The organism is Clostridioides sp. GD02404 (assembly GCF_045898275.1).
Classification (GTDB): Bacteria; Bacillota; Clostridia; order Peptostreptococcales; family Peptostreptococcaceae; genus Clostridioides; species Clostridioides difficile_A.
Genome location: NZ_JBJOCA010000044.1, coordinates 1 through 24,713, shown reverse-complemented (window position 1 = coordinate 24,713; position 24,713 = coordinate 1). Strand labels below are relative to the sequence as shown.

The following is a 24,713-nucleotide window of genomic DNA, read 5'->3' as shown; positions in this document are numbered from 1 at the left end:
TTTTATAATAAATATACATGATATTTTATAATAAATGTAACTTTATTTCAGAAACTATTTTTGAGTATATATATGTTATAATAAATGTATAAAATTTTGATTGGTGGGTTATATATGAATGCATTTATTAGAAAAAGAAATAAGAACTATATTGTTTATCTTGAATTTGCAGATGAAGATACTGGCAAAAGGAAGCAAAAAAATATGGGTACCTTTGATAAAAAAAGAGAAGCAAGTAAAAGACTAAATGAGGTAAAGGAAAGCTTATATAAAGATGGTTTCTTAGTTCCAAATGAAATTACCGTTTCAGAATTTATGTTAGATTTTCTAAATAAATACAACGAAAATATTTCATTAGCTACATACAATAATTATGTTGGTATTTGTAAAAATTACATTAATCCATCTATTGGTAAATATAAAATACAAGACTTACATCCTATTCACATACAAAATTACATAGATAATCTATCTTATAAATTAAATCCTCAATCAATTAAGATTCATATAAATATATTGAAACTTGCAATAAGGAGAGCTTATAGACTCAAATTGATAAAAGAAAATATTATGGATAATATAGAGACTCCAAGATATAAAAAATTTAAAAGTGAAATTTATGATAGAGAACAAATGATAAAATTATTAGATTTAGCAAAAGATACAGATATGGAGTTACCTATTAATTTGGCAATTGGATTGGGTCTAAGAATTTCAGAGGTTTTAGGTCTGACTTGGGACAATATTGATTTTGAAGAAAATACAATAACAGTAAACAAGATAACATCTCGAATTAATGGTTCTGTAATTCTTAAAGAACCAAAGACAGAAAACTCTGTTAGAAAAATATCAGCTCCAAAAGAATTAATATCTTTGTTAAGAGAGCATAAAATAAAGCAAAATAAAAATTTATTAAAATCTTCTACTAGAAATAATAGTAATTTGTTATTTTTTAATAAGAAGTGTGAACCTATTGCTGAAGATGTTATGAGTAAAAGATTTAAAAGATTTTTAGAAAAAAATGATTTACCTCATATTAGATTCCATGATTTAAGACATTCACATGTTACTTTACTTATAAATTCTAAGGTACCTATAAAAGTTATATCTGAAAGAGTTGGACATTCAAACATAAATACTACCTTAAGTGTTTATTCTCACGTCCTTAAAGAAATGGATAAAGAAGCTTCTGATAAAATTTCTGAAAGTTTATTTAATGCTAATTAAGATTAAATTAGCTTAGTCTATTGAGATAGATTCATTAAAATATCAATTGATGAACTAATACAAGTTTTATTGTCTTCATTTTTATAATATTAAATGTATCTATCTCTAATTGACAACATCTAAATAATTTTTTTGTTTCACTTTATTAAAATTATCAATAATACTTTTTCTATAAAAGTTTATATTTTTGTAACAAAAAATATACTTTCTTATAAAAGATGTCTTTTAAAATACTATTTTATTATATGCTAGTTAACATTGGAATATCTAGCATCTTCTTCATTACATCATCTACCTTTTTCGCTTTGTATTCATTATGTCCAGTTAAATATCCTTTTTCATAAGCATTTTTTAAAATCTCTTTTTCATATGTATTATCAGGTTTGAATCCTGTAAGACCTAAATTATAATTTCCCTTGCACCCATCTTTATAACCTTTATTATACCCTTTTTCTGCAACATAATTTTTATGATTTTTTCCATTATGTACTGAAGATGTTGTTGCTTCATAATTTCCTTCTATACTGGCATAAGGACATGCTCCATTATTATGTAGGTGTGCTGAATGTCCTCCGCAATAATAATGTCTTAATTCAGCTTTATTTTTGCTATGATGATTTCCTGATGAACTATGTCCTCCTGAGTGAGCATATGAAAAATTACCTACACTAATCATGGCTAAACTCATTACTATAGTTACTAATTTTTTCTTAAACATAATATATCCCCCCTAAAACATTTTTTATTTTTATTATAGCATCTACTATAGTATATTTAAACTCTTAAGATACAAAGAAATACATTATTCTAATAACAAACACAATTTATAATCCATTTATATATATTTAATTGAGTTCATACTTCTCTTTCTGACACTATACTTTTATTGTTTCATATATTTTAATAACATAAAAAACCTCCTAATATTTGATTAAAAACTTACACACTTGTACATAGCATGTTCTCAAATATTAAAAGGTTTTATACTAACAATTAAATTTGTAAAATGATAATATTTACATTAATAATTTATTTACTTTTTCCATACATTTTAGCTAATTGGTCTTGTATTTCTTTACTTTCTAAATACTCATCAAAGTCCATCTTTCTATCCATTATTCCGTTTGGAGTTATCTCTATAATTCTATTTGCTATAGTAGATATAAACTCATGGTCATGAGAAGTAAATAAAAGCACTCCAGGGAACTTCTCAAGTCCTTTATTAACAGAAGTTATACTTTCTAGGTCTAAGTGGTTAGTAGGGTCATCTAGAACAAGTACGTTTGCATTTGAAAGCATTAGCTTACTAAGCATGCATCTAACTTTTTCTCCTCCAGATATAACTTGAGCTTCTTTTAAAGCTTCTTCTCCAGAGAATAACATTCTACCTAAAAATCCTCTTATAAAACTCTCACTTTTTTCTTCAGAGAATTGTCTAAGCCAGTCAACTAAAGAATATTCTACTCCATCAAAAAACTTATTATGATTCTTTGGAAGATAATCTTGAGAAGTAGTTACTCCCCACTTATACTCTCCACTATCTGGTTCAAGTTCTCCCATAACTATATTTAAAAGAGCAGTAGTAGCTATTTCATCACCCATAAATACTACTTTGTCATCTCTATCCAATCTAAATGATACATCATCAAGAACTTTTACTCCATCTATAGTTTTAGTCAAATTGTGTACTTCTAAAACTTCATTACCAATTTCTCTAGCAGGTGTAAACCCTACATATGGATATCTTCTTCTTGATGGTTGTATATCTTCAACTTCTAATTTATCCAATTGTTTCTTTCTTGATGTAGCTTGCTTAGCCTTTGAAGCATTAGAGCTAAATCTAGCTATGAATTCCTTTAATTGAGCTATCTTTTCTTCAGTCTTTTTATTTTGGTCCTTAGCAAGTTGTAAAGCTAATTGACTTGATTCATACCAGAAGTCATAGTTTCCAACATACATTTGTATTTTACCAAAATCTACATCAACTATATTAGTACATATTTGATTTAAGAAATGTCTATCATGCGATACTATTATAACTATAGACTCTTCTAAATCCATAATAAAATTATTTAACCAGTTTATTGATTTAAAATCTAAGTGGTTAGTAGGCTCGTCCATTAATAGTATTTCAGGCTTACCAAAAAGTGATTGTGCTAACAATACCTTAACCTTTTCCCCACCAACTAATTCTTTCATTTGCTTGTAATGCATCTCTTTAGTTATACCAAGACCCATAAGTATTTTCTCAGCATTAGTTTCTGCATCCCATCCATCAAGTTCCGCAAACTCTCCCTCAAGTTCAGCAGCTTTGATTCCATCTTCTTCATTGAAATCTTCCTTCATATATAAGGCATCTTTTTCTTTCATTATGTTCCAAAGTCTCTCATGCCCTCTTATGACAACATTTAACACAGTTTCTTCTTCATATTCGAAGTGGTCCTGTTTTAAAACTGACATTCTTTCTTTATCAGTTATAGATATACTACCTGTATTTGGCTCTATCTCTCCTGATAATATTTTTAAAAAAGTAGATTTTCCCGCACCATTGGCTCCTATTATTCCGTAGCAATTCCCTTTAGTGAATTTTAAGTTAACATCTTTAAATAATTCCTTATCACCAAATCTAAGTCCAACACCTGTAACTTGTAACATTAATATATTTTCCTTTCTTTTTGCTCATAATTTATTTTATCATAAAATTTTGATAACACTTTTATTATCTATTATCACTTAAACAGTATATTTTTTATACTAAGTTAGTGAAATATTTATTTAAGGTATACTACAAGTTGTAAATTTATAAAAATTAACAATCTATTATATTATACTTATAAAGAAATTAAATTGCAACTTTATTCATTCTTTTACATACTGTAATTACTTTATTATAGCTTATAAACCAATTATGCTTTTTATAAAGTATTTTAGTTTGTTTTGTTTCATATTTAAAAAGAGTACTTAATTTGTAAATACTCTTTTCTAATATCTTTATATTTTAGCAAAATTACATGCAGGGTAAGTACATACATCACAGTTCATACAAAGTCCTCCATGACCATATCTAGCTATATCATACTTATCAAGTTTTTCATCAATCAAGACTCTAGATAGAACTATGTCAAATACTGTAGTTTTATGATACATTGCGCACCCTGGTATACCCATAATTGGAACTTCTCCATAGTAAGCAAGTAAAAACATTGCTCCTGGCAATATTGGTGACCCATATGTTACCAAATCAGCTCCAGTTTCTTTTATTGCTGTTGGTGTGACATCATCTGGGTCTACACTCATACCACCAGTACAGCAGATAAGTTCTGCCCCCTGACTTATAAATTCTTTTATTGCATTTTTTATAATTTCTTTATCATCTGGACATATAGTTTGTCCTATAACCTCACATCCAAAGCCCTTTACTTTTTCTTCTATCACTGGTCCAAATTTGTCAACAATTCGGCTATAGAATACTTCATTTCCAGTAGTAACAATCCCTACTTTCTTAGGTTTAAAAGGCACTACATTTACTATTTTTCTATTTCCAACTACTTTTCTTGCCTCTTCTAATTTTTTCTCATCTATGACTAGAGGTATAACTCTTGTTCCAGCTACTTTCAGACCTTTATTTACTATAAAATTATTATGAAGAGTAGCCATCATTATTTCACCGACACAATTCAAATCAAAAAGTGCATCAACATCTATCTTTAAAAGCCCATCACAGGCAGCTATAAAATCTATCTTTCCTTCTTTTATTTCACTAAAATTTAAATTTTCTCCAGCAGTTAATTCTTTTAAAAATAGTGCACCTTCATTTTCATGAATCATGCCTTCTGATTTTTCCCATACATACAAATTATCTTTACCAAGAGATAATAAAACTGGAATGTCTTCTTCTTTTACTACATGACCTTTTTTAAACTTTCTTCCTTTAAATTCTCCAGGTATTATTTGAGTTATGTCATGACATAAAACTTGTCCAATAGCATCTATAGTTTTTATTAACTTCATAATTTACCCCCAATTCTTTCATAGTCCGTTTTTGTATCAATATCTAATAATATTTCTCTAGGAACTTCTACATACTTTATTTTTGATGCATTTTTTAAAACGGTTTTACCTTTTTCATCTTCTTTAAGTGCCAATAATTCTTCTTTTTTGCTGTATGGGAATATAACTGGATTTCCACATACATCTTTACATCGTGGAATTACTATAAAATCTCTATCTAATTTAAAAGTATTTATAATTTTATCTATATATAAACTATCAATAAATGGCTGGTCTCCTACAAAAAACATGTAGCCATCACATTTTGAACTGTTTAAAATACCTAATTTTATGGATTCACTCTGACCTATATTTGCATTTTTATTATCCACATATTTAAAACCATATTTATTACACAACAATGAAACTTCTTTGTATTGACTTACAACTACAACTTGATGAAAATTAATTTTACTAACTGCTTTTAATACATGTTCTATTATAGAACATCCTTTATAATCTAATAAAAGTTTATTCGTTCCCATTCTTCTGGCAAAGCCCGATGCCATTATTACTGCATTTATCATATATATCATCCTTGGTATTTATAATGTATTGATAGTTCTATGATTTTATAATATCACTATTGATATTATCTATATATATAATATCATATAAACTATTTTAATACTTCAATATCTTGTACAAAACTTTTGTTTTATACTTCCATAAAATATCTCCATTTTACTTTTATCTTCTTTAATACTTTTTATTAATTCTATAGCTAATTTTTTATATTTTTCATCTTCAACTTTATTGATGAATAATATTTTTTCTCCACAATAGTTTTTAAATAAACCATTTGGATTTAATACTATATTTTTTAAATTTTCGAGATTTACTGTAGAATCATTGTTAGTATTATATGTATCTAAATTTACTATTTTTTTAAATAGGTCTAATCTGTGTATGTTTTCTTCATTAATATTCATTCCAAATGAGGTTATATCTAATATTCCTACAGTTTTTGTAGTTTTGTGATATACTACTGGTTCATTATCATTCCAACCTTTAAGTCTTTTTTTCTTTGAACCATCTCCCTCTATTAAGACTATATCAAATTTATCTACAATTTCATCCAAAATAGATGAATCAATACCTACTATTTTATTTTCATTATTTATATAGCTTCCACATACTGTTACTCCATGACAAATAGATGGAATAACAGTTCCATCTATTGTCATAATTATATTTTCATAATTATCTGGTACATATATTTTAGTTGTTGTTGTAAGAAGAACTCTTAATTTACATCTATAAAAATCTGCAAAATAGTTTATAAATGAAGTTTTACCTCCTGCTCCAACTACAGTTATTATTTCGTTCTTTCCTATTATATTTGATAATTCCACACTTTCACCTCTTGTAACTAATTTTTTAATCTCTTAATTTTTTATAATTAAACTTTTTTAGTAAAAGTGATTTTTGAAATTCCATAAACTCGAAAGTAAATAGATTCTGTTGTAAACAACAAGGCGGATCCAATTCGCCGCTAAGCTGTAAGCCTACGCTATCAGTTTATCTTTTAAATATAATTAAGATATTCTTATTCTTTGTGGTTGTTTTAATATTTGAGGATTATCCTTCAACTTGGATAAGTCAACTATTTGTGATTTTTTTAATATATTAAGACTAGCATTTACATCTGCATTTATAATCATACCAACACTGGATTTATATTGACCTCGAGTTATTCTTTCTCCCTTAAAATCATATTTTTGTACATTATCCAAATTGATATCAGGCAGAAAATCATCAGCAAAAAAGTCAGATTTACTAGTATAACTTTCTTCTTGTCTAATAAAATTAATATTTTTTATTTTGCATAGATATTCTAACTTTCCTTTTATCTCTCCAAAAGGAATTCTTATAAAATTTCTATATATTTTCCTCTCCACATTATCACTTTTCTCTAACTTAGCATTATATCCTACTATTAAGTTTCCAATATTATTTTTTATACAGTAATCAATTATGTAAAAACAAGTTTTATTTACATAATCCTTAACTTGATTATTCCTTTTATTCCAGACTTTAAATTGCTTTCTTGTAATTGCTGTTACATTCTTTTTTAATTTTAAAGCTTCTATTTTATCATTCTGTTTATTTGCCCATTGATTCACAGATTTAAGCCTTTTTCCATCTATGATAAAACTATCACCTAGATTTGTAACACATGTACATAAGTTTTCTAAACCTAAATCTATAGCTAGTGCATTTTTTTGATTTGAAACTTCCTCTGATTTCGGTATCTCATAACAATACTGAATTTCAAAGAACCTAGCCTTATGTTTAGGTATTATTCTTATTTCCTTAATCTTTTTTTCTAATATATTTTGAGGAACTTTTATACTTACTTTCCCATATAATTTTTTAAATGCTGGAGACATAGGTACATTTAGAGTACCATCTTCTTTAATTCTTATTTGACCTATTATTATGCTAAAGAATCCTTCCTTATCAAGGTATTTAGGTGATTTTATTCCTCTAAAATCATACTTACCTTCTTTAGCTAATTTAATTAAGCCAAAAAAAGACCTGAAAGAACTATCAACTTCTTTTAATATCTGTTGAGCTATATTACTATTGAGAAGTTTATAATTTTCGTTTTCTTTACATACATGATAATTGGCTTCATAATTAAGATGTTCTCCTTGATTAAAATAGTGTTGTCTAACATTGTATGTACCAACATTATATAAATTTTTTGCTAAGAAACACATCTCTCGTAGAGCTTGATATTCTTTTTTAGTTAAGTTTTTTAATTGTTGTCTTTGAGTTCCATAGTGTATATTTTTTATTCTACTTGACATAAACTCACCTCCTTTAGAATATACTCTACTAGACATTATATATGGTATTTTTACAAAACGCCATATATAATGTCTATTTAGTTACTTTATTTTACAAAATAATTTAAATTTACATATTTTTATATATTATATTACATATTATAATGGTTTGTTATTGTTTTTCATTCCCATATAAACTTTTTCAAATGTCATAGGAAGCTCTCTCATACGAACTCCAGTAGCATTGAATATTGCATTTGCTATTGCTGGAGCTGGTGTGTGTATTACTATCTCTCCTAATGATTTAGCACCATAAGGGCCTCCTGGGTCAAAATTGTCAGCAAAATCTACCAATATATTTCCTACTTCTTTTTTTGTAGGAACTTTGTATTGTAAAAAACTATCTGTTAATAATCTTCCATCTTTATCAAATCTAGGGTCTTCATACATTGCAAACCCTATACCCATCATTACTCCACCTTCTACTTGTATTCTAGCTAAAGTTGGATTTATAACAGTTCCACAATCAGGTACACATGCAAAATTTATTACCTTATATTCACCTGTATTTTTATCTAATTCTATCTCTGCAAATCCTGCTATAAATGGTTTTATTCTTTTTAACATACCAAAAGACTCTGTCGCTTCCAAGACTACTGGCACATCATCACTAGCAAAGCCTATGCCTCCTACTGATTCCCGACCTAATTCTTCCAATAACACAAATTTACTATTATCATTTTTAACAAAAACTCTATCTTTTCCCAACTCTAAATCTTCTTTTTTAAATCCTAGCTTTAATTCTGCCACTGAAAGTAATATTTCTTTTAATTTATTTGCTGTCTTTATGGTTGCATTTCCTGTAACTGTTGTAGTACAAGAAGCAAATGCTCCTGTATCATATGGACATAAATCTGAATCACCTGTATAAACAGATATTCTATCTACAGTAGTATTCAAAGCTTCAGCAGCAATTTGAGCTTGAATTGTATCGGCTCCTTGACCTAAATCAGCAAGACCAGACAACAACTTGTATGTTCCATCTTCGTCCATGCGTATAGTAACTGTCGCCATATCCACACGTGGTATACCAGAACCATGATTTGCAACTGCCATACCTACTGCCCTTACCTTGTTATTACCTATGTCTTTACATGGATATTTATCATCCCAATTTATTAATTTCTTACCTTTTTCTATACACTGTTTCAACTCACAACTTAATATTTCTTCTTCAGCTGCTTTTCCAGTAGTGTATCTATCTATTATATTTTTAACTCTAAATTCAAGCGGGTCCATTCCAATCTTATTGGCTAATTCATCAATAGCGCTATCTATTGCAAATATTCCTTGTGTAGCACCATATCCTCTAAGAGCTCCTGCTGGTAACCTATTAGTATAAACTGTTCTAGCATCAAATCTAACAGCATCAATATCATTGTATATTGGTAATGTATTATGTCCAGATTCGGAAGAAACAGAAACACCATTACCACCATAAGCACCCGTATTATTTAATGATTTTAATTCTATTGCCTTTAAATTTCCTTCTTTATCTGCACCCACTCTAACGTCAAAAAACATTTCATGTCTACTATTAGACCCTACAAAAGTTTCACCTCTTGTAAAAACGAATTTTGCCGGTCTACCAGTTTTCATAGTAACGAATGCAGTGAATATATCTGTAGCCGCTATATTCTTTCCTCCAAAGCCGCCACCTATTCTAGGCTTTATCACCCTTATTTTTGAAGATGGTATGCCAAGTACTTTTCTAAGTATTCTCTTTACATTATGTGGTGATTGTAATGATGAAACTACAACAATCCTATCATTTATATCCTTGTATGAATAAGACCTATGAGTTTCCATCATACAATGCGATTGACTTTGAGTTTTATATGAAGCTTCAACCACAAAGCCACTTTCTTCAAGTTTTGCTTCAACATCTCCAAATTCAAAAAACTCTTTAGATACTATATTATTTTTTGCATCCAATCCAAAAGGGTATGGCTCTACTATATCGTCTTCTGGATGTATAACAACCTCATTTCCTTCTGCTTCCTTTGCATTAAACACAGGTTTTAAAATTTCATAATCTACCTTTATCATCTTCAACGCTTTAAGTGCTGTTTTTTCATCTTCTGCTGCCACTAATGCCACTTCATCACCAACAAATCTAACTGTATCTTCAAGCAAAACTCTGTCATAAGGAGATGCTTCTGGCTCTGTTTGACCTGGAACACAATATCTAACTTGTGGTACATCTTTATAAGTATAAATGCCCACAACACCTGGAATTTTTTCAGCTTTTGATGTATCTATATTCTTTATTTTTGCATGTGCATGTGGACTTCTAAGTAATTTTAATGTCAAAACATCTTTATGCATGATGAGGTCTTCAGTATATAGAGGTTTCCCTGTAACAATGGCTGTACTATCTATCTTTCTTATCCCCTTAGTAATCATTATTAGTTTCCTCCCTCAATAACATTATACATCCTTTTAACTAGTGCACTTGCCATGTCTATTCTATAATCTTTACTAGCTCTCATATTACTTCCATAAGTTAATTCCTCACTTGCAATAATAGATGCCTTATCTATATCTTTTTCTTCACTTAATATAGTACTTGCTCCAAGAGCTATTTTTGCCCTTTGAGGTCTCGCTCCAATTGCTATTTTGTAAGTATTATTTTCTTTCAACATGGCTGAGTTTAATATAGGAAAATCTCCTGTACATTTTCTTATTGAATCAAAAACAGCTATTGCATCTCTTTTTGGAAGTATTACCTCAACTAATATGTCTTTACTTAACTTATTATCTAAAAACTCATTTAATTCTAAGACTCCTTCTTTGTATAATCTTACCTTTGCTCCAACAACTAAAAGTGCTGGTATTAAATCAGAAAAACTGTACTTTGAAAATACACTAGCACCAATTCTAGCACCTTGTCTAAATTGAACTCCTACTATATTAGAAACAGCACTTGAAACTATTCCACTACAGTAATTTTTAATAGTTTTATCAATTTCTAAACTTCTAAGAGATGTATCTGCACCTATAAGAATATTTTTCTCATCTTCCCTTATATAATTTAGATTTATCGACTTTAAATCTATGGCTGTTCCTATATTCTTATTACTTAATTTTATAAATCCGCACCCACCTAGAATAACATTATTCTTTTTAGAAGTTAAAATTTTATATGCTTCTTCTAAGCTTTCTGGAACTGTATATTCTTTTATAGTAACCATCTTATCCCCCTGTCATTATACTTATTAAAATTGAAACTTTTAAATCTATCTTTTAATTTATATCAATAAATGTGATATGTCTGATTCACATTTATTAACTCTTTACATTATAAATTTTCCTTTTTATCTTCAACTTTGTTATTCCTACTTTTAGGAAATTTTACCATATACAAAGCTTGAACTATTATGGCTACCATTGCTCCTGAAACTACACTTGAATCTGCAAATAAGGTTTCTATAAACTTTGGAAACTTTTCAAGAACTTGAGGAGCCACCATAAATCCTATGCCAGAAGCCATAGAAAGACCTAATATCATGCTATTTTCTTGATTGAACCCATCCATACTAACAAGTCTTAAACCAGATGTTGTAAGGGTTGAAAATATAACAAGTGTTGCTCCCCCAACCACACAAGGAGGAATGGTTCTTATTAAATTAGCTAGCAAAGGTGATATGCCTGCCAAAAATAGCCCAATTCCCCCAATAGCCAATACAAATTTACTTACAATTTTCGTATTGGAAACGATTGCAGAATTTTGACCAAACATCCCCATTGGAGTTGCAGAAAATAATGCACCTATCGTAGATAGTACTCCATTTCCTAAAACAGCAGAAGAAAGTTCTTCATCTGTTACTTGTCTATTGAGTCCCCCTACTGCAGAAAGCGTACATGCACCCATAATATCTGCTATTTCAACCAAATATATTATTGAAAACATCACTACAACTTCGATTCTTATATCTAGACCAAAAATAAGTGGTTTTGGAAGCGCTACCAAAGTAAACTCTTGAATTGAAGAAAAATTTACAATACCCAAAATTAGTGATAAAATGTATCCAAAAATTATACTAACTAATATTGATGCATCTTTAAACAATCCTCTTCCATACTTGTTTAATCCTAATATCATAAGAGATACAGAGATTCCAACTATAAAATTAATTGGCTGTCCAAAAGTTTCATTTCCCATACCTCCAGCTAAGTTTTTTATAGCTATTGGAAAAAGTCCAAGACCCATACATGCGACTATTGTTCCAGATACAACTGGAGTAAATATAAATCGTATTTTTTTAAGGCCAAAACCAATTATAATTATTACTATTCCAGCTATTATTTGAGAACCAAATAAGACTGGCAACCCATACTTTCCTGCAACAGAGACTCCAGCTCCTATAAACATAGCTGTAGCTCCCATTATAACTGGTATCCCTCCCCCTAATTTAAATCCTTTAAATAGAGGTATTGGATATAATTGTAATAAAGTTGATATTCCTGCAAAAACTAGTGCTGCTTGAATCAAGAGTGTTGACATTTTATGATCAAGCCCAGCTGCATTTGCAACCAATATAGCTGGTAAACAACTTCCTATTACCATCGCCATTAAGTGTTGTAACCCTAAAGGTACGGCTTCCTTTAGTGGTGGTATTCCGTCTAATTCAAATTTTGATGTACTTTTTGCTTTCATAATAAAAACTCCCGTTACATAAAACTTATTGAATTATATAAATACTTAAAAATCTAATATATTAAATTAAATGACGTTTATAAATTTTGATTACACTTCCTTATACATTTAAGTCTTTACTCTTAAAGAATACGTACAATAAATTTAATTATTAACAAATAAACTTATTCTATCATTTTGTATATGTTATTATACAGTAGCTTACAAACATAAGAACATTATAGCTATGAATTTTTAATTTTTTACAATAAATTTAATCCAAGTTAAATCTTTCAATCTTAATAATTATAAGTTATAAGTTTTCATAAGTATTTATATTTTGTAAGTTTTAAACATTTACCTATAAACGCTACTTTATAGATGCCACTTTAAATCCAGTGACCTCATACTTTCATATGAGCGTAGACTATTTCTTCATCTTCAGCATTACCTGTTAAGAGCAACCCGTTTCCACTATCAATAGCTTATAGTGTACTCTCTCTCGAGATAGTCGTTTGACCTTCCTATTTCTAGGCTTGGCGACCAAATGTCCATTATTAAGTACTTAGGCTCTCACCATATACCATCCTTACTATTGTTTCTGGTTTTCACCACATTCATAAAAGTTTCTTTCTATCTTTTATTGTAGTTGCAAGGCTTTAGGATTTACTGGTTTTAAAGTTGTGTCCTACATAGATTTCTCCATGTACGGGGCCAAAAGTACAACTCATTTAATATACTTTGCTTTACCCCCTGTAAATAATATTATTTACTCTTTCACTGTTTTTGTTATTAAATTAATTAAATGATAATTAATCTAAGCATAAAATAATTTTTTAATTTAAACTCAAAATATTTATGAATATTTTATAATATAATTCTCATAAGACAGAAAAACTTAATAAGCTATGTATCTCAGTTGTATCAATGTACTCTCCTTTACTATATTTGTACCTGCAACATAAAACATACAAGTTTCTATCTATTTTATAGATATTTATTAATATCTATAATTAAAATAGTAATATTGTTTGTGTAATAAGAGCTTTACTTACATTACTATTTATAGTTTTTATAGAGCAATTTTAATGCCAATATTTACGTATATTTATTTGTTATAAAATTTTTGTAATTTTATTGATAAAATTTTACTTATTTCAACCGTTCTATCAAATTTTCGCATTTAAATTTTAAGTTTTATTTTTATAATTTCAATATATCTACATAAAAAAAAGACCTTAAAATAAAATTTTAACGGTCTTTTCTCAAATTTTTATTTTCATTTCTAAAATTTATAATAAATAACAGTAACATTATAAGCCTTTTTTATATAATATTTTTTATTTTGTGGATGATAAATTAGTGAATTAAGATATTATCTAACTGATTTTAGTTTAACAATATCACTCCAATTTTTACTAGTAGCTAACTCTACTAAATTTAAATCTCTTCTTATTTCAGAAACATCTTCTTTTATAGCATTTGTATCACCTTTTATATATGCTATATTATGCTCCATACTATCATGAGTAGCTTTATTTATTTCAGAATTATGTAATAAGCTTCCTAAAATATTGCTCTGCTCTTCCTGTATCTCTTTCATTGATTTTTCTTCACGTTCTAGAACATCAATCTTTACTTCAATTCCATATAATTTCTCATTTGCTGTAGATATTTCGTCCTTAATCCCACTCATATCTTCACTAATATTATTTATTTTGCTTTGCATAGAGTTCATCTCTGATTTAACTCCAGATATATCTTCTTTCATCGCAATCATATCTTGTTTTACATCAGACATATCTTCTTTTACCATACTTGTCTCCTGTTTTAATCCAGTTATTTCTTTTTTCATTAAATTTACTTCTTGCTTTACTTCAGATATATCTTCTTTTAACATATTCATCTCTTGTTTTACTTCAGACATGCCTTCTTTTAATACAATTATTTCTTGCTTTACTTTGGACATATCTTCTTTTAGAACAGTTATCTCTTGCTTCACTTCAGACATATCTTCTTTTAGAACAGTTATCTCTTGTTTTACTTCAGACATATCGCTCTTTAATACAGTTATCTCTTGTTTCATTTCAGACATGTCGTCCTTTAACATTGTTATCTCTTGTTTCATTTCAGACATATCTTCTTTTACCACAGTTATTTCTTGTTTTACTTCAGACATATCGCTCTTTAATGCAGTTATTTCTTGTTTTACTTCAGACATATCTTCTTTTATACTAACTACATCTTTATTTATAATATGTAATAATTCTAAAATCTTATCTTGCACTTACATCACCATCCCTATTAATTATTATAACATTTTATACAAATGCTATACAATGTTAACATATCTATAAAACAGTTATTAATAATTAATCAAAATATAAAATAATTTCAAATAAACCTATTTTTCATTGTTGAAATGATGAAAATATACTTAATTTCATACAAAAAGGGTGCCTCATGAACTAAAAAGTTCATCTTGAGACACACCCTTTTATTTCTATATAAAGTTTTATTTTTTAATTATTCTTTACAAAATAACCTATGCATTCAATTCTGAACATGAAATTTTTCTTCCAAGTGCTTTTGGTTTACAAACTGATATGCAAAGACCACAGTATCTACACTCTTCTTCATTTAACTCCATCTTATCATTTAATTTTCTTGCTTGATATGCACATACTCTCTCACACATCTTACATTTAGTACATTTTTCTTCATCATAAGTAAATTCAAAGCTAAGTCTTTCATTTACGTCGCCCATATGCTTATGTACTATACCACAAGCATTTTCTATAGTATTATACCCTAGTCTATTAAGATTAGATTTTAAGTCATCATGTATTTTAGATATTACTTGTGCACCTTTTAAAATTACCACTGAACATATACCAACAAAGTCAGCACCTGCCATAATCATTTCTAATGCATCATCTCCACTAACACATCCACCTAAACCAATTATTGGTATATTGACTTCTTTTTTTATTTCATAGATTCTTTGTAAAGTTATTGGCTTAATAGTTTCTCCACTTAGATATCCTATTCCATTTCCACCTAATAAAGGTTGACCAGTTTCTATGTCTATCCTAAATGCTGGTCCTACAGAATCACAAGCAGTTATTGCATCTGCTCCTGCTTCTTCTAATTTTTTAGCAAAAGCTCCTATTTCATCTATCATAGGAGGAAGTTTAACTATTACTGGTATATTTACTTTTTCTTTAGCATCTTTAAGCATTGGTATCAAATCTCTATAGTCATAAGATACTAATTCAATAAAGTCAGCTCCTGCATTTGCAACTTTCTCTACTAATTCACTGCTTTCTTCGATTGTATGACCTATTGAAGCTATACAGACAGTCCCATCTTTTTTCATTTGTGGTATTTCAAAATCTATCCATTGTTCTGGTTCAAAATCTGTCCATTTTTCATTATTTAAAAGAGCATTAGTTGTATTTCTAACCATATGTGGTGCTGGATTTATAGCTCTTTCTTTTCTTATAGTCTTAGTAACAACTGCCCCTGCTCCTGCATCACTTAATATTTTACATCCAGCTGCACTATATGTTAATGGTCCTGAACCTATTATAAGTGGTGATTTTAATTCTTTACCTAAAAAATTGTACATTATCTGCTTCCCCTTTTCATTTATATTTACATTGATTTATATTTACATTCATTAAAATTTCCAAAATTCACAAGCAACTTCTTTCATCTCTTTAACAATAGCTTTTTTATCCAAATCAACTAATTGTTTTTCTTTTAAAATATGTCTACCATCTATGTATACATTTGATATAAATTCTTTTTTACCTTGTACTACTATCTGGTCAAATATGTTATCAAGAGTTACAGGAGTTTTGAATTCATCTTCCATAACTATTATATCAGCCTTATTGCCAGCTACTATTTTACCAGATTTTTGAAGACCTAGTGCATGAGCACCATACTCTGTTGCCATTTTAAAGACCATATTTGCTGGCATTACAGATGCATCTTCTTCGACTGATTTGTGCATTAAGAATGCACCTCTCATAACTTCAAAAAAATCATTTATATATCCATCTGTACCAAGTGCTACTTTTATACCTTTTCTAATCATTTTGGGTACTGGAGAAAAACCTCCACCTACTTCGCAGTTGCTAAGAGGCATATGAACCACTTTTACGCCTTTTTCTTTTAATATCTCTATCTCTTCATCATTTACTTTTACACACTGAGAAGCTAATACAGTTTCATCCAATATTTCTAAATCATTATAGTATTCAACAGCTTTTTTACCAAAATGTTTTTCAGCATAGTTTGGTTCATATATACTCTCACATAAATGGAATTGCATTGGTGCATCTAATTTCTTTGCATCTTCTTTAGCTTGCTTAATAAATTTATCTGAACATGTAAAACTTGTATGAGTACACATTATTCCATTTATTAATTTACTATTTTCTCTACTCCACTTTATCAAATTAGAATTTTCATCTAAACATCTAAGCCCATTTTCATAACTTATTCTCTCGCAACTTTCTAGGGATAAAACCGCTTTCATCCCTATCTCTTCTAATATTTTACCTTGCTCAATTAAAGTTCCTACCTCTGTATTTGGAGCCTCTAGAGTATCACAAAAAGCTACTACACCAGATTCTATAAGCTCTATTGCTGATGCTTTAGTTGTTGCCTTTACTTCTTTTAATCCTATTCTGTTTTCTATAAATGGCCACCAATAATCATTTAAAAAACCTTCAAAATCAGTAAAATGTACGTTTGCAGGTATTCCTCTAGAAAGCACTCCATATTGGTGCATATGACCATTAATGAATCCTGGCATTACTATAGCATCCGATTTATCTATTATTCTTTCAATATTTTTGTACTTTATTTCAACTTCTTCATTTGGTAATATATCTTTTATAATGTCATTTTCTACTACAACAGCATAATTTGTATATATTTCATCAGCAGAAGATATTAAGTATTTACTTTTTATAGCAATCATTTATTTTCCCCCCTGATTTAATTTTTTCATAGCCATATAAACTTTCTCAGAAGTTATAGGAAGTTCTCTTACACGAACTCCAGTAGCATTATATATTGCATTTGCTATTGCTGGTGCTGGTGTATGAATAACTATTTCCCCTAAAGATTTAGCTCCATATGGACCTGTTGGATCATAACTATCTACAAAATCAACAAATATATTTCCTATATCTTTTTTTGTTGGAACTTTATATTGTAATAAATTAGAAGTCTGAAGCTTTCCATCAGAACCATGTCTAGGGTCTTCATACATTGCAAGCCCTATACCTTGAGTTACACCACCTTCAACTTGTATTCTAGCAAGTGCAGGATTCATAACTGTACCACAATCAGTAGAACAGGCATAATTTATTACTTTAAACTCACCTGTCGTTTTGTCTAACTCAATTTCAGCAAATCCTGCTAAGAATGGTTTCGCACTCTCTTGTATTCCATATGATTCAGATGAATATAAAACCTCTTGATTTCCACCACCAACAGATTCTCTTCCTAATTCACTTAACAATACAAACTTATCTACATCTTCACTATAGCAAACTCTATCCTCATATAGTATTAAATCATCTATTGGTAAATCTAGTTTCTTCTGTGCTACTTTTAATATCTTTTGTTTTAAACTTTCAGCAGATTTTATTGTAGCATTTCCAGTTACATAAGTAGTACAAGAAGCATATGCACCAGTATCATATGGACACATATCTGTATCTCCTGTATAAACAGAAATTCTATCAATAGATGTATTCAATGCTTTTGCAGCTATTTGAGCAAGTATTGTGTCAGAACCAGTTCCTAAGTCTGAAGACCCAGAAAACAACTTATAAGTTCCATCTTCATCCATTCTCATATTTACTATTGCCATATCTATGTTAGCTATACCAGAACCATGAGTTCCCACAGACATTCCAACAGCTCTTACTTTGTTGTTTCCAATCTCTCTGACAGGATATTTTTCATCCCATCCAATAAGTTTCTTTCCTCTAATTATACATTCATCAAGTGCACAACTTCTGATTGGAAAATTCATTATTCCGCCTTCAGTTTGCTTTTTTATAATATTTTTCAATTTTATTTCTGTTGGATCCATATTAAGTTTATGTGCTAATTCATCGATTGCACAATCAAGTGCGAATGTACCTTGTGTTGCTCCGTATCCTCTTAATGCTCCCCCTGGAACTAAATTAGTATACACAGTTCTTCCATCAAATTTTATTGCAGGTACATTGTTATATGTTGGAAGTACATTATGCCCTGATTCAGAACAAACTGAAGGTCCATTATCTCCATAAGCACCTGTATTGTTCAAGGCTTTCATATCTATAGCTTTTATATTTCCTTCTTTATCTGACCCAATCTTTATATCAAAAAACATCTGATGTCTAGTATTAGTCATTGCAAAAGTTTCTTCTCTAGTATAAATAAGCTTTGCTGGTCTTTTTGTCATCCAAGTCACAAATGATGCATATATCTCCGTTACAGCTATATTTTTTCCACCAAAACCTCCACCTATTCTTGGTTTTATTACTCTCACTTTTGAAAGAGGTATTCCCAATGCTCTAGAAACCTGTCTTCTCATATGATAAGCTGATTGATTTGCAGAAGTTACTACTAATCTACCATTCGTATCTATATACGTATAAGCTCTATGAGTTTCCATCATACAATGGGCTTGTGATTGAGTCATATAAGAATGTTCTACTATTACATCACTTTCTTTAAACTCTTTTTCTACATCCCCTTTACCCATTTTTTCTCTTGATACGATGTTTTTTGTAGCATCTAATCCAAAATCAAATGGACAAAATAAATCATCTTCTTCATGGATTAAAGTTTTATTTCCTTCTGATTCTCTTGCATCCAATATAGGAGTCATTACTTCATATTCTACTTTTATAAGTTTCATAGCTTTAATAGCAGACCTTTCATCTTCAGCAGCTATTATAGCAACCTCATCTCCTACATATCTAACTATATCTTCAAGTATTAATTGGTCATGAGGTGAGGCTTCTGGATATGATTCACCAACCATTGAATATCTATAATTTGGCACATCTTTGTAAGTGAATATATCTACTACACCTTTTACTTTTAATGCATTTTTTATATCGATGTTTTTTATCTTTGCAAAAGCATGTGGACTTCTAAGAAGTTTAATAGTCAAAACATCTTTATGAAAGATTAAATCTTCTGTATATATTGGTTTTCCAGTAATAATGGCTTCACTATCTATTTTTCTTACTTCTTTATTTACCATCACACTCACCTCCAATACTATTATACATTCTTACTACTAAAGCTTTTGCCATGTCTTTTCTATACTCTTTACTTCCTCTTATATTGCTTCCAAATGAAAGTTCTTCACTTGATACTTCTCCAGCTTTTTCTATATCATTTTCTAAGCTTAATATTTCACTTGCTTTATAGGCAATTTTTGCTCTTCTTGGTCTAGCTCCTATTGCAATTTTATAAGTACTTCCTTCTTTTAACATTGCTCCATTTAATACTGCAAAATCACCTGTACATTTTCTTATAGAATCAAATACACCTATAGCATCTTTTTTAGGTAATATAATTTCTATTAATATATCTTTTTCAAGTTCACTTTCTAAAAAATCAGCTAAGTTCATAACCCCTTTTTTATATAACCTAACCTTTGCATCTACTACTAGTAATGAAGGTATTAAATCTGAAAATCCATACTTAGCAAATACGCTAGCTCCTACTCTAGCTCCACTTCTAAATTGAACTCCTACTATATTAGAAACAGCATTTGAAATTACTCCATTACAGTAATTTTTAATAACCTTATTTAATTCTAAAGTTCTTAAACTTGTATCTGCTCCAATTAATATGCTATCATCAGTTTCATTTATATAATCCAAAGCCAAGTCTTTTAAATCTATTGCTAAACCAATATTTTTATTACCTAACTTTAAAAATCCGCAGCCTCCAAGTATTATGTTATTTTTTCTTGATATTAGCAGTTCATAAGCTTCATCTAAACTTTTTGGAACTACATATTCCTTTATAGTTATCATATTCTCTCCCCATATCAATTTAATTTTCACTTAAAAACTTAAGTGTTCAAATATTTATGTATTGCTCTTAATTGACCTTTATATCCTGTGCATCTACAAAGGTTGCCATTTACATAATCTATAACTTCTTCTTCAGTTGGATTTTGAAGTTCTCTTTTCATAGCCAAAACCATCATTATAAATCCAGGAGCACAAAATCCACATTGGTCAGCTCCTTCATCTGCAAGAAAATCCCCAAATTTCTTTGCTTCATCCAAAACACCTTCAAGCGTTGTTATATGTTGACCATCTACTCTTGCAGTAAGATAGTTGCAAGAAAGTACTGCCTTGTCATTTACCATTACTGTACATAGTCCACATGAACCTGTATCGCATCCTTTTTTAACACTTACATACCCATTTTCTCTTAGTGTATCTGCTAAAAAATCATCTGGTCTTATACTTAATTCTTTTTCTTTATTATTTATGGTACATTTGATAATCAAATAAATCACCTCAAAACTCATATTTTTAAGCCAAAGTTTTTATTATACTTCTTTATGAATAAAATCAAACTTATTAATAAAGGCTATTCCATTTATGACCTTCCATTCTATTCTTTATAGTTCCTCTTACACAAAGTCTCTCAGCTGTATCTTGAGCATCTTTTAATGCTTTTTCTTCATTAGCTGTTAATATTTTTGAATCTTCCATTATTATATTTCCATCTACTATAACTCCCTCTATATTTTTCATACTAGAAGAATATACTAATGTAGATACTGGATTATGCATAGGTATCGCTTTTGGTGAAAGCATTGGATTAAATATTAGTAAATCTGCTTTCTTACCTATTTCTAATGACCCTATCTCATCTTCCATTCCAATAGCTCTTGCCCCATCTATAGTTGCTAACTCAAGAACTTTTTCTGCTGACATTGCCAATGGATCACACTTATTAACTTTATGTTGAAGTGCTGTTAATTTCATAAGTTCAAGCATATCTTGAGAGTTATTACTAGCAGCTCCATCCACTCCTAAACTAACTGTTATTCCTTTTTTAAGCATTTCTGGTACTGGTGCAACACCTGAAGATAAGTACATATTACTTGCTGTATTATGAGATACTTTCATGTCATATTTTTTAGTAAGTTCCATATCTTTTTCAGTTAAATACACACAATGTACCATAAGTACATTTGGTCCAAGTATTCCTAATTTTTCTAAAACATCTATGTCATATTGCCCATGCAATTCTTTTGCAGCTTCTCTATCAAAAGGAGTTTCTGATATGTGTACTGTAAATAAAGCATCATCATATTCTTTTACTACTCTCCATAGCATCTCAAGCATTTCTTGAGAATTTGACCATATTGCTGCGGGAGCTACTCCTATTTTGATTCTTCCATTTTCTGTATTATGGTGTTTTTCAAATAATCTTCTTACATCTTTTTCAACCGTTTCTACATCTTGCATTATTCCAGGATGAACTCCAAATTGAGCACCTGTATTCATACATCCTCTTCCAAGTATTCCTCTTATTCCTAATTCTTTATAAGCATCTATTATTCCATCGCAAAGACCTGGTTTACTGTGAGGATACATATAGTCAACCATAGTTGTTATACCACTTCTAAGTCCTTCAATACATCCAAGCATTGCAGCATCATAAGTATCTTTTGGTTCTAAATAGTTAGCTGCTGGAAAAGTCATAGTTTCTAACCAGTCTTTAAGTACCATATCATCTCCCAATCCTTTTAATAAAGTCTGGAATAAGTGATTATGTGTATTTATAAAACCTGGGAATAGAACTTTACCCTTAGCATCTATTACCTTTTTAACATCTGTATATTTACTTTCTATTTCCTTAGAATTCCCAATATCAGCAATCTTGTTATCCTTTACTACTAACGCCCCATCAAAAATAACTTCTCTCTCTTTATTTACAGTTACTATTATGGCATTCTTAATAAGTATATCCATCATTCTTATTTCCCCCCGCATTATTTAGTAATTTTTCTTTTAATGTATTGACCCATTGCTTGTTCTTTAATATTACAACTTTGTACTACATGGTTTCCTCTCAAAAACACATCTTCTACTTTACATTTGATATTAAACCCCTCATATGGAGTATAATCTACATTTTGTTTTTGAGTTTGATAGCTAATTGTTTCTTCTTTATCAGTATTCAAAATAACTATATCTGCATCACTTCCTACAGCTATTTCGCCTTTTTTAGGATACATCCCAAATATTTTTGCAGCATTTGTTGAAGTGACTTCTACAAATTTATTTGCACTTATCTTATTTTCTAAAACTCCATATGTATATAAAAGAGATAATCTATGTTCAACACCAGGAGCCCCATTTGGTATCTTACTAAAATCATTAATTCCCAAATCTTTTTGACCCTTAAAATTAAACGAACAATGGTCGGTACCAACTGTTTGTATGTCTCCATTAGCTAAACCTTCCCAAAGGTAACTTATATCTTCTTTTTTTCTTAAAGGAGGAGACATTACATATTTAGCACCCTCAAATTCAGCCTTATCATATAAATCATCTTCTAATAGTAGATACTGTGGACATGTTTCTACTATCATATCTATATTTTTTTCTCTAGCAAATTTCACAGTCTCAAGTGACTCTTTACAACTTAAATGAACTACATAAGATTTTGAATTTGATAATTTAGTTATATCAGCAAGTCTTGAAACAGATTCTTTTTCAACTATATTAGGTCTAGTAAGCGGATGATATTTGGGTTCTAAATTACCATTTTGTATGTTTTCTTCTATCAATACATCTAGTAAATCACCATTTTCACAATGAAATTCAACTATACAACCTAAGTCTTTAGCTTTCTTTAAAACTTTGTATATAGTTCCATCATCTACTTTCATGCCATCATATGCCATATACATCTTAAAAGATACTATTCCATCTGAAATAAGCTTTTCCATATGAGCAAATGTATCTTTATCCAGACATGTAATTGTCATATGAAATCCATAATCACAATAACAATTTCCACTTGCTTTTTTATGATATGTTTCTACCCCTTGCAGCAGATTTTCACCTTCACTAGCTTCTGCAAAATCTAGTATAGTGGTAGTTCCTCCAGCTATAGCTGCTCTTGTTCCTGTTTCAAAATTGTCAGCAGTAATAATAGAACCTGCATTCATATCAAAATGAGTATGTGTATCTATCCCTCCAGGAATTACAATTCTCCCTGTAGCATCAATAACCTTATCATCATTTATTTCTAGATTATTTCCTATTTCAACTATTTTCTCATCTTCTATCCTTAAATCACTTATATAAGTTTTATCAGAGGTAATTATAGTTCCACCTCTTAGTATTGTTCCCATATATACCTCCTAACTTTTAAGCTTTAAAGTATTATCTAAAGGTGCTATATTAAGCACCTCTAGACTATATTTAAATAATTTATTGTGAACTAAATATTATTTTCCATATACAGATTTTAATATTCCATAGTAGCCTTCTGTTCCTATAAATAATTGTTCTTGCTCAATATATTCATCTATTGTATGAGCAAGATTTTCTTTAGAAGGACCAAATCCTATTGTCTTTATTCCAGCTTCACCTGCATAGTGGCTTCCATTTGTACAGAATGAGTATTGAGTTATTTCTGAATCTATTCCAGCTTCTTTTAATCCTTTATATGCTGCTTGAACAAATTCATCCTCTTCATCATATAACCAACCTGGGAAGAATCTTTCACTTTCTATAGTATTTCCTGTATAACAATCAGCTTTTTCAACTGCATAAGAAACTTTTACATTTAACTCTGGGTCTTCTTTCATCATTTCATCTAATAATGCTTGTATTGGAGCTAATACTCCTTCTCTTGTTTCACCAACT

At 29.4% G+C, this 24,713-nt stretch carries 19 protein-coding genes; 1 reads left to right on the top strand and 18 read right to left on the bottom strand.

Going from position 1 to position 24,713, the window contains the following annotated elements; all coding sequences use genetic code 11:
* Positions 1-114: 114 nt before the first annotated feature.
* A complete protein-coding gene (locus Q3287_RS18530; RefSeq protein WP_074178232.1) occupies positions 115-1,227 on the top strand; it encodes a site-specific integrase in 1,113 nt (370 codons plus the stop codon).
* Between the two features lie 241 nt (positions 1,228-1,468).
* Here Q3287_RS18530 and Q3287_RS18525 read toward each other — a convergent pair whose 3' ends face one another.
* From Q3287_RS18525 to Q3287_RS18440, 18 genes are all read right to left on the bottom strand, one after another.
* Positions 1,469-1,945: a hypothetical protein gene (locus Q3287_RS18525; RefSeq protein WP_407964623.1), complete on the bottom strand. Its 477-nt coding sequence runs from the start codon at positions 1,943-1,945 to the stop codon at positions 1,469-1,471.
* Between the two features lie 311 nt (positions 1,946-2,256).
* On the bottom strand, positions 2,257-3,882 hold the full coding sequence (locus tag Q3287_RS18520) for an ABC-F family ATP-binding cassette domain-containing protein (protein WP_407964622.1): 1,626 nt from the start codon (positions 3,880-3,882) through the stop codon (positions 2,257-2,259).
* A 336-nt stretch (positions 3,883-4,218) separates the two neighbouring features.
* Positions 4,219-5,238, bottom strand: coding sequence for a molybdopterin-binding protein (locus tag Q3287_RS18515; protein WP_054270524.1), 1,020 nt, complete (start codon positions 5,236-5,238; stop codon positions 4,219-4,221).
* Positions 5,235-5,804, bottom strand: coding sequence for a molybdenum cofactor cytidylyltransferase (mocA, locus tag Q3287_RS18510; protein ID WP_054270525.1), 570 nt, complete (start codon positions 5,802-5,804; stop codon positions 5,235-5,237). The genes Q3287_RS18515 and mocA overlap by 4 nt, the downstream gene beginning before the upstream one ends.
* Before the next feature lie 105 nt (positions 5,805-5,909).
* A complete protein-coding gene (gene yqeC / locus Q3287_RS18505) occupies positions 5,910-6,632 on the bottom strand; it encodes a selenium cofactor biosynthesis protein YqeC (protein ID WP_407964621.1) in 723 nt (240 codons plus the stop codon).
* A 183-nt stretch (positions 6,633-6,815) separates the two neighbouring features.
* Positions 6,816-8,093 carry an RNA-guided endonuclease InsQ/TnpB family protein gene (locus tag Q3287_RS18500; protein ID WP_407964620.1) on the bottom strand — a complete coding sequence of 426 codons (1,278 nt, stop codon included), beginning with the start codon at positions 8,091-8,093 and terminating at the stop codon, positions 6,816-6,818.
* Between the two features lie 138 nt (positions 8,094-8,231).
* Complete coding sequence (locus Q3287_RS18495) at positions 8,232-10,538, bottom strand: xanthine dehydrogenase family protein molybdopterin-binding subunit (RefSeq protein WP_407964619.1); 2,307 nt, start codon at positions 10,536-10,538, stop codon at positions 8,232-8,234.
* A 2-nt stretch (positions 10,539-10,540) separates the two neighbouring features.
* Complete coding sequence (locus Q3287_RS18490) at positions 10,541-11,326, bottom strand: FAD binding domain-containing protein (protein ID WP_407964618.1); 786 nt, start codon at positions 11,324-11,326, stop codon at positions 10,541-10,543.
* A 107-nt stretch (positions 11,327-11,433) separates the two neighbouring features.
* Positions 11,434-12,792, bottom strand: coding sequence for a uracil-xanthine permease family protein (locus Q3287_RS18485; RefSeq protein WP_054270530.1), 1,359 nt, complete (start codon positions 12,790-12,792; stop codon positions 11,434-11,436).
* Positions 12,793-14,146: 1,354 nt separating this feature from the next.
* Positions 14,147-15,058, bottom strand: a complete 912-nt coding sequence (locus Q3287_RS18480; RefSeq protein WP_407964617.1) for a hypothetical protein — start codon at positions 15,056-15,058, stop codon at positions 14,147-14,149.
* Positions 15,059-15,316: 258 nt separating this feature from the next.
* A complete protein-coding gene (locus Q3287_RS18475; protein ID WP_054276878.1) occupies positions 15,317-16,402 on the bottom strand; it encodes a dihydroorotate dehydrogenase in 1,086 nt (361 codons plus the stop codon).
* 51 nt (positions 16,403-16,453) lie between these two features.
* On the bottom strand, positions 16,454-17,767 hold the full coding sequence (locus tag Q3287_RS18470) for an amidohydrolase family protein (RefSeq protein WP_054276879.1): 1,314 nt from the start codon (positions 17,765-17,767) through the stop codon (positions 16,454-16,456).
* Positions 17,768-20,059 (bottom strand): xanthine dehydrogenase family protein molybdopterin-binding subunit, encoded by a 2,292-nt coding sequence (locus Q3287_RS18465; protein ID WP_054276880.1) that lies wholly within the window; start codon positions 20,057-20,059, stop codon positions 17,768-17,770.
* Positions 20,049-20,843: an FAD binding domain-containing protein gene (locus Q3287_RS18460; RefSeq protein ID WP_223153384.1), complete on the bottom strand. Its 795-nt coding sequence runs from the start codon at positions 20,841-20,843 to the stop codon at positions 20,049-20,051. Before Q3287_RS18460 ends, Q3287_RS18465 begins: the two co-directional genes overlap by 11 nt.
* A gap of 38 nt (positions 20,844-20,881) precedes the next feature.
* Positions 20,882-21,328, bottom strand: a complete 447-nt coding sequence (locus tag Q3287_RS18455) for a (2Fe-2S)-binding protein (RefSeq protein ID WP_009890210.1) — start codon at positions 21,326-21,328, stop codon at positions 20,882-20,884.
* A gap of 73 nt (positions 21,329-21,401) precedes the next feature.
* Complete coding sequence (locus Q3287_RS18450; protein WP_054270537.1) at positions 21,402-22,808, bottom strand: amidohydrolase family protein; 1,407 nt, start codon at positions 22,806-22,808, stop codon at positions 21,402-21,404.
* 17 nt (positions 22,809-22,825) lie between these two features.
* Positions 22,826-24,196, bottom strand: a complete 1,371-nt coding sequence (hydA, locus tag Q3287_RS18445; RefSeq protein WP_223153383.1) for a dihydropyrimidinase — start codon at positions 24,194-24,196, stop codon at positions 22,826-22,828.
* Positions 24,197-24,292: 96 nt separating this feature from the next.
* On the bottom strand, positions 24,293-24,713 hold a 421-nt coding region (locus Q3287_RS18440), incomplete at its 5' end, for a M20/M25/M40 family metallo-hydrolase (RefSeq protein ID WP_407964616.1).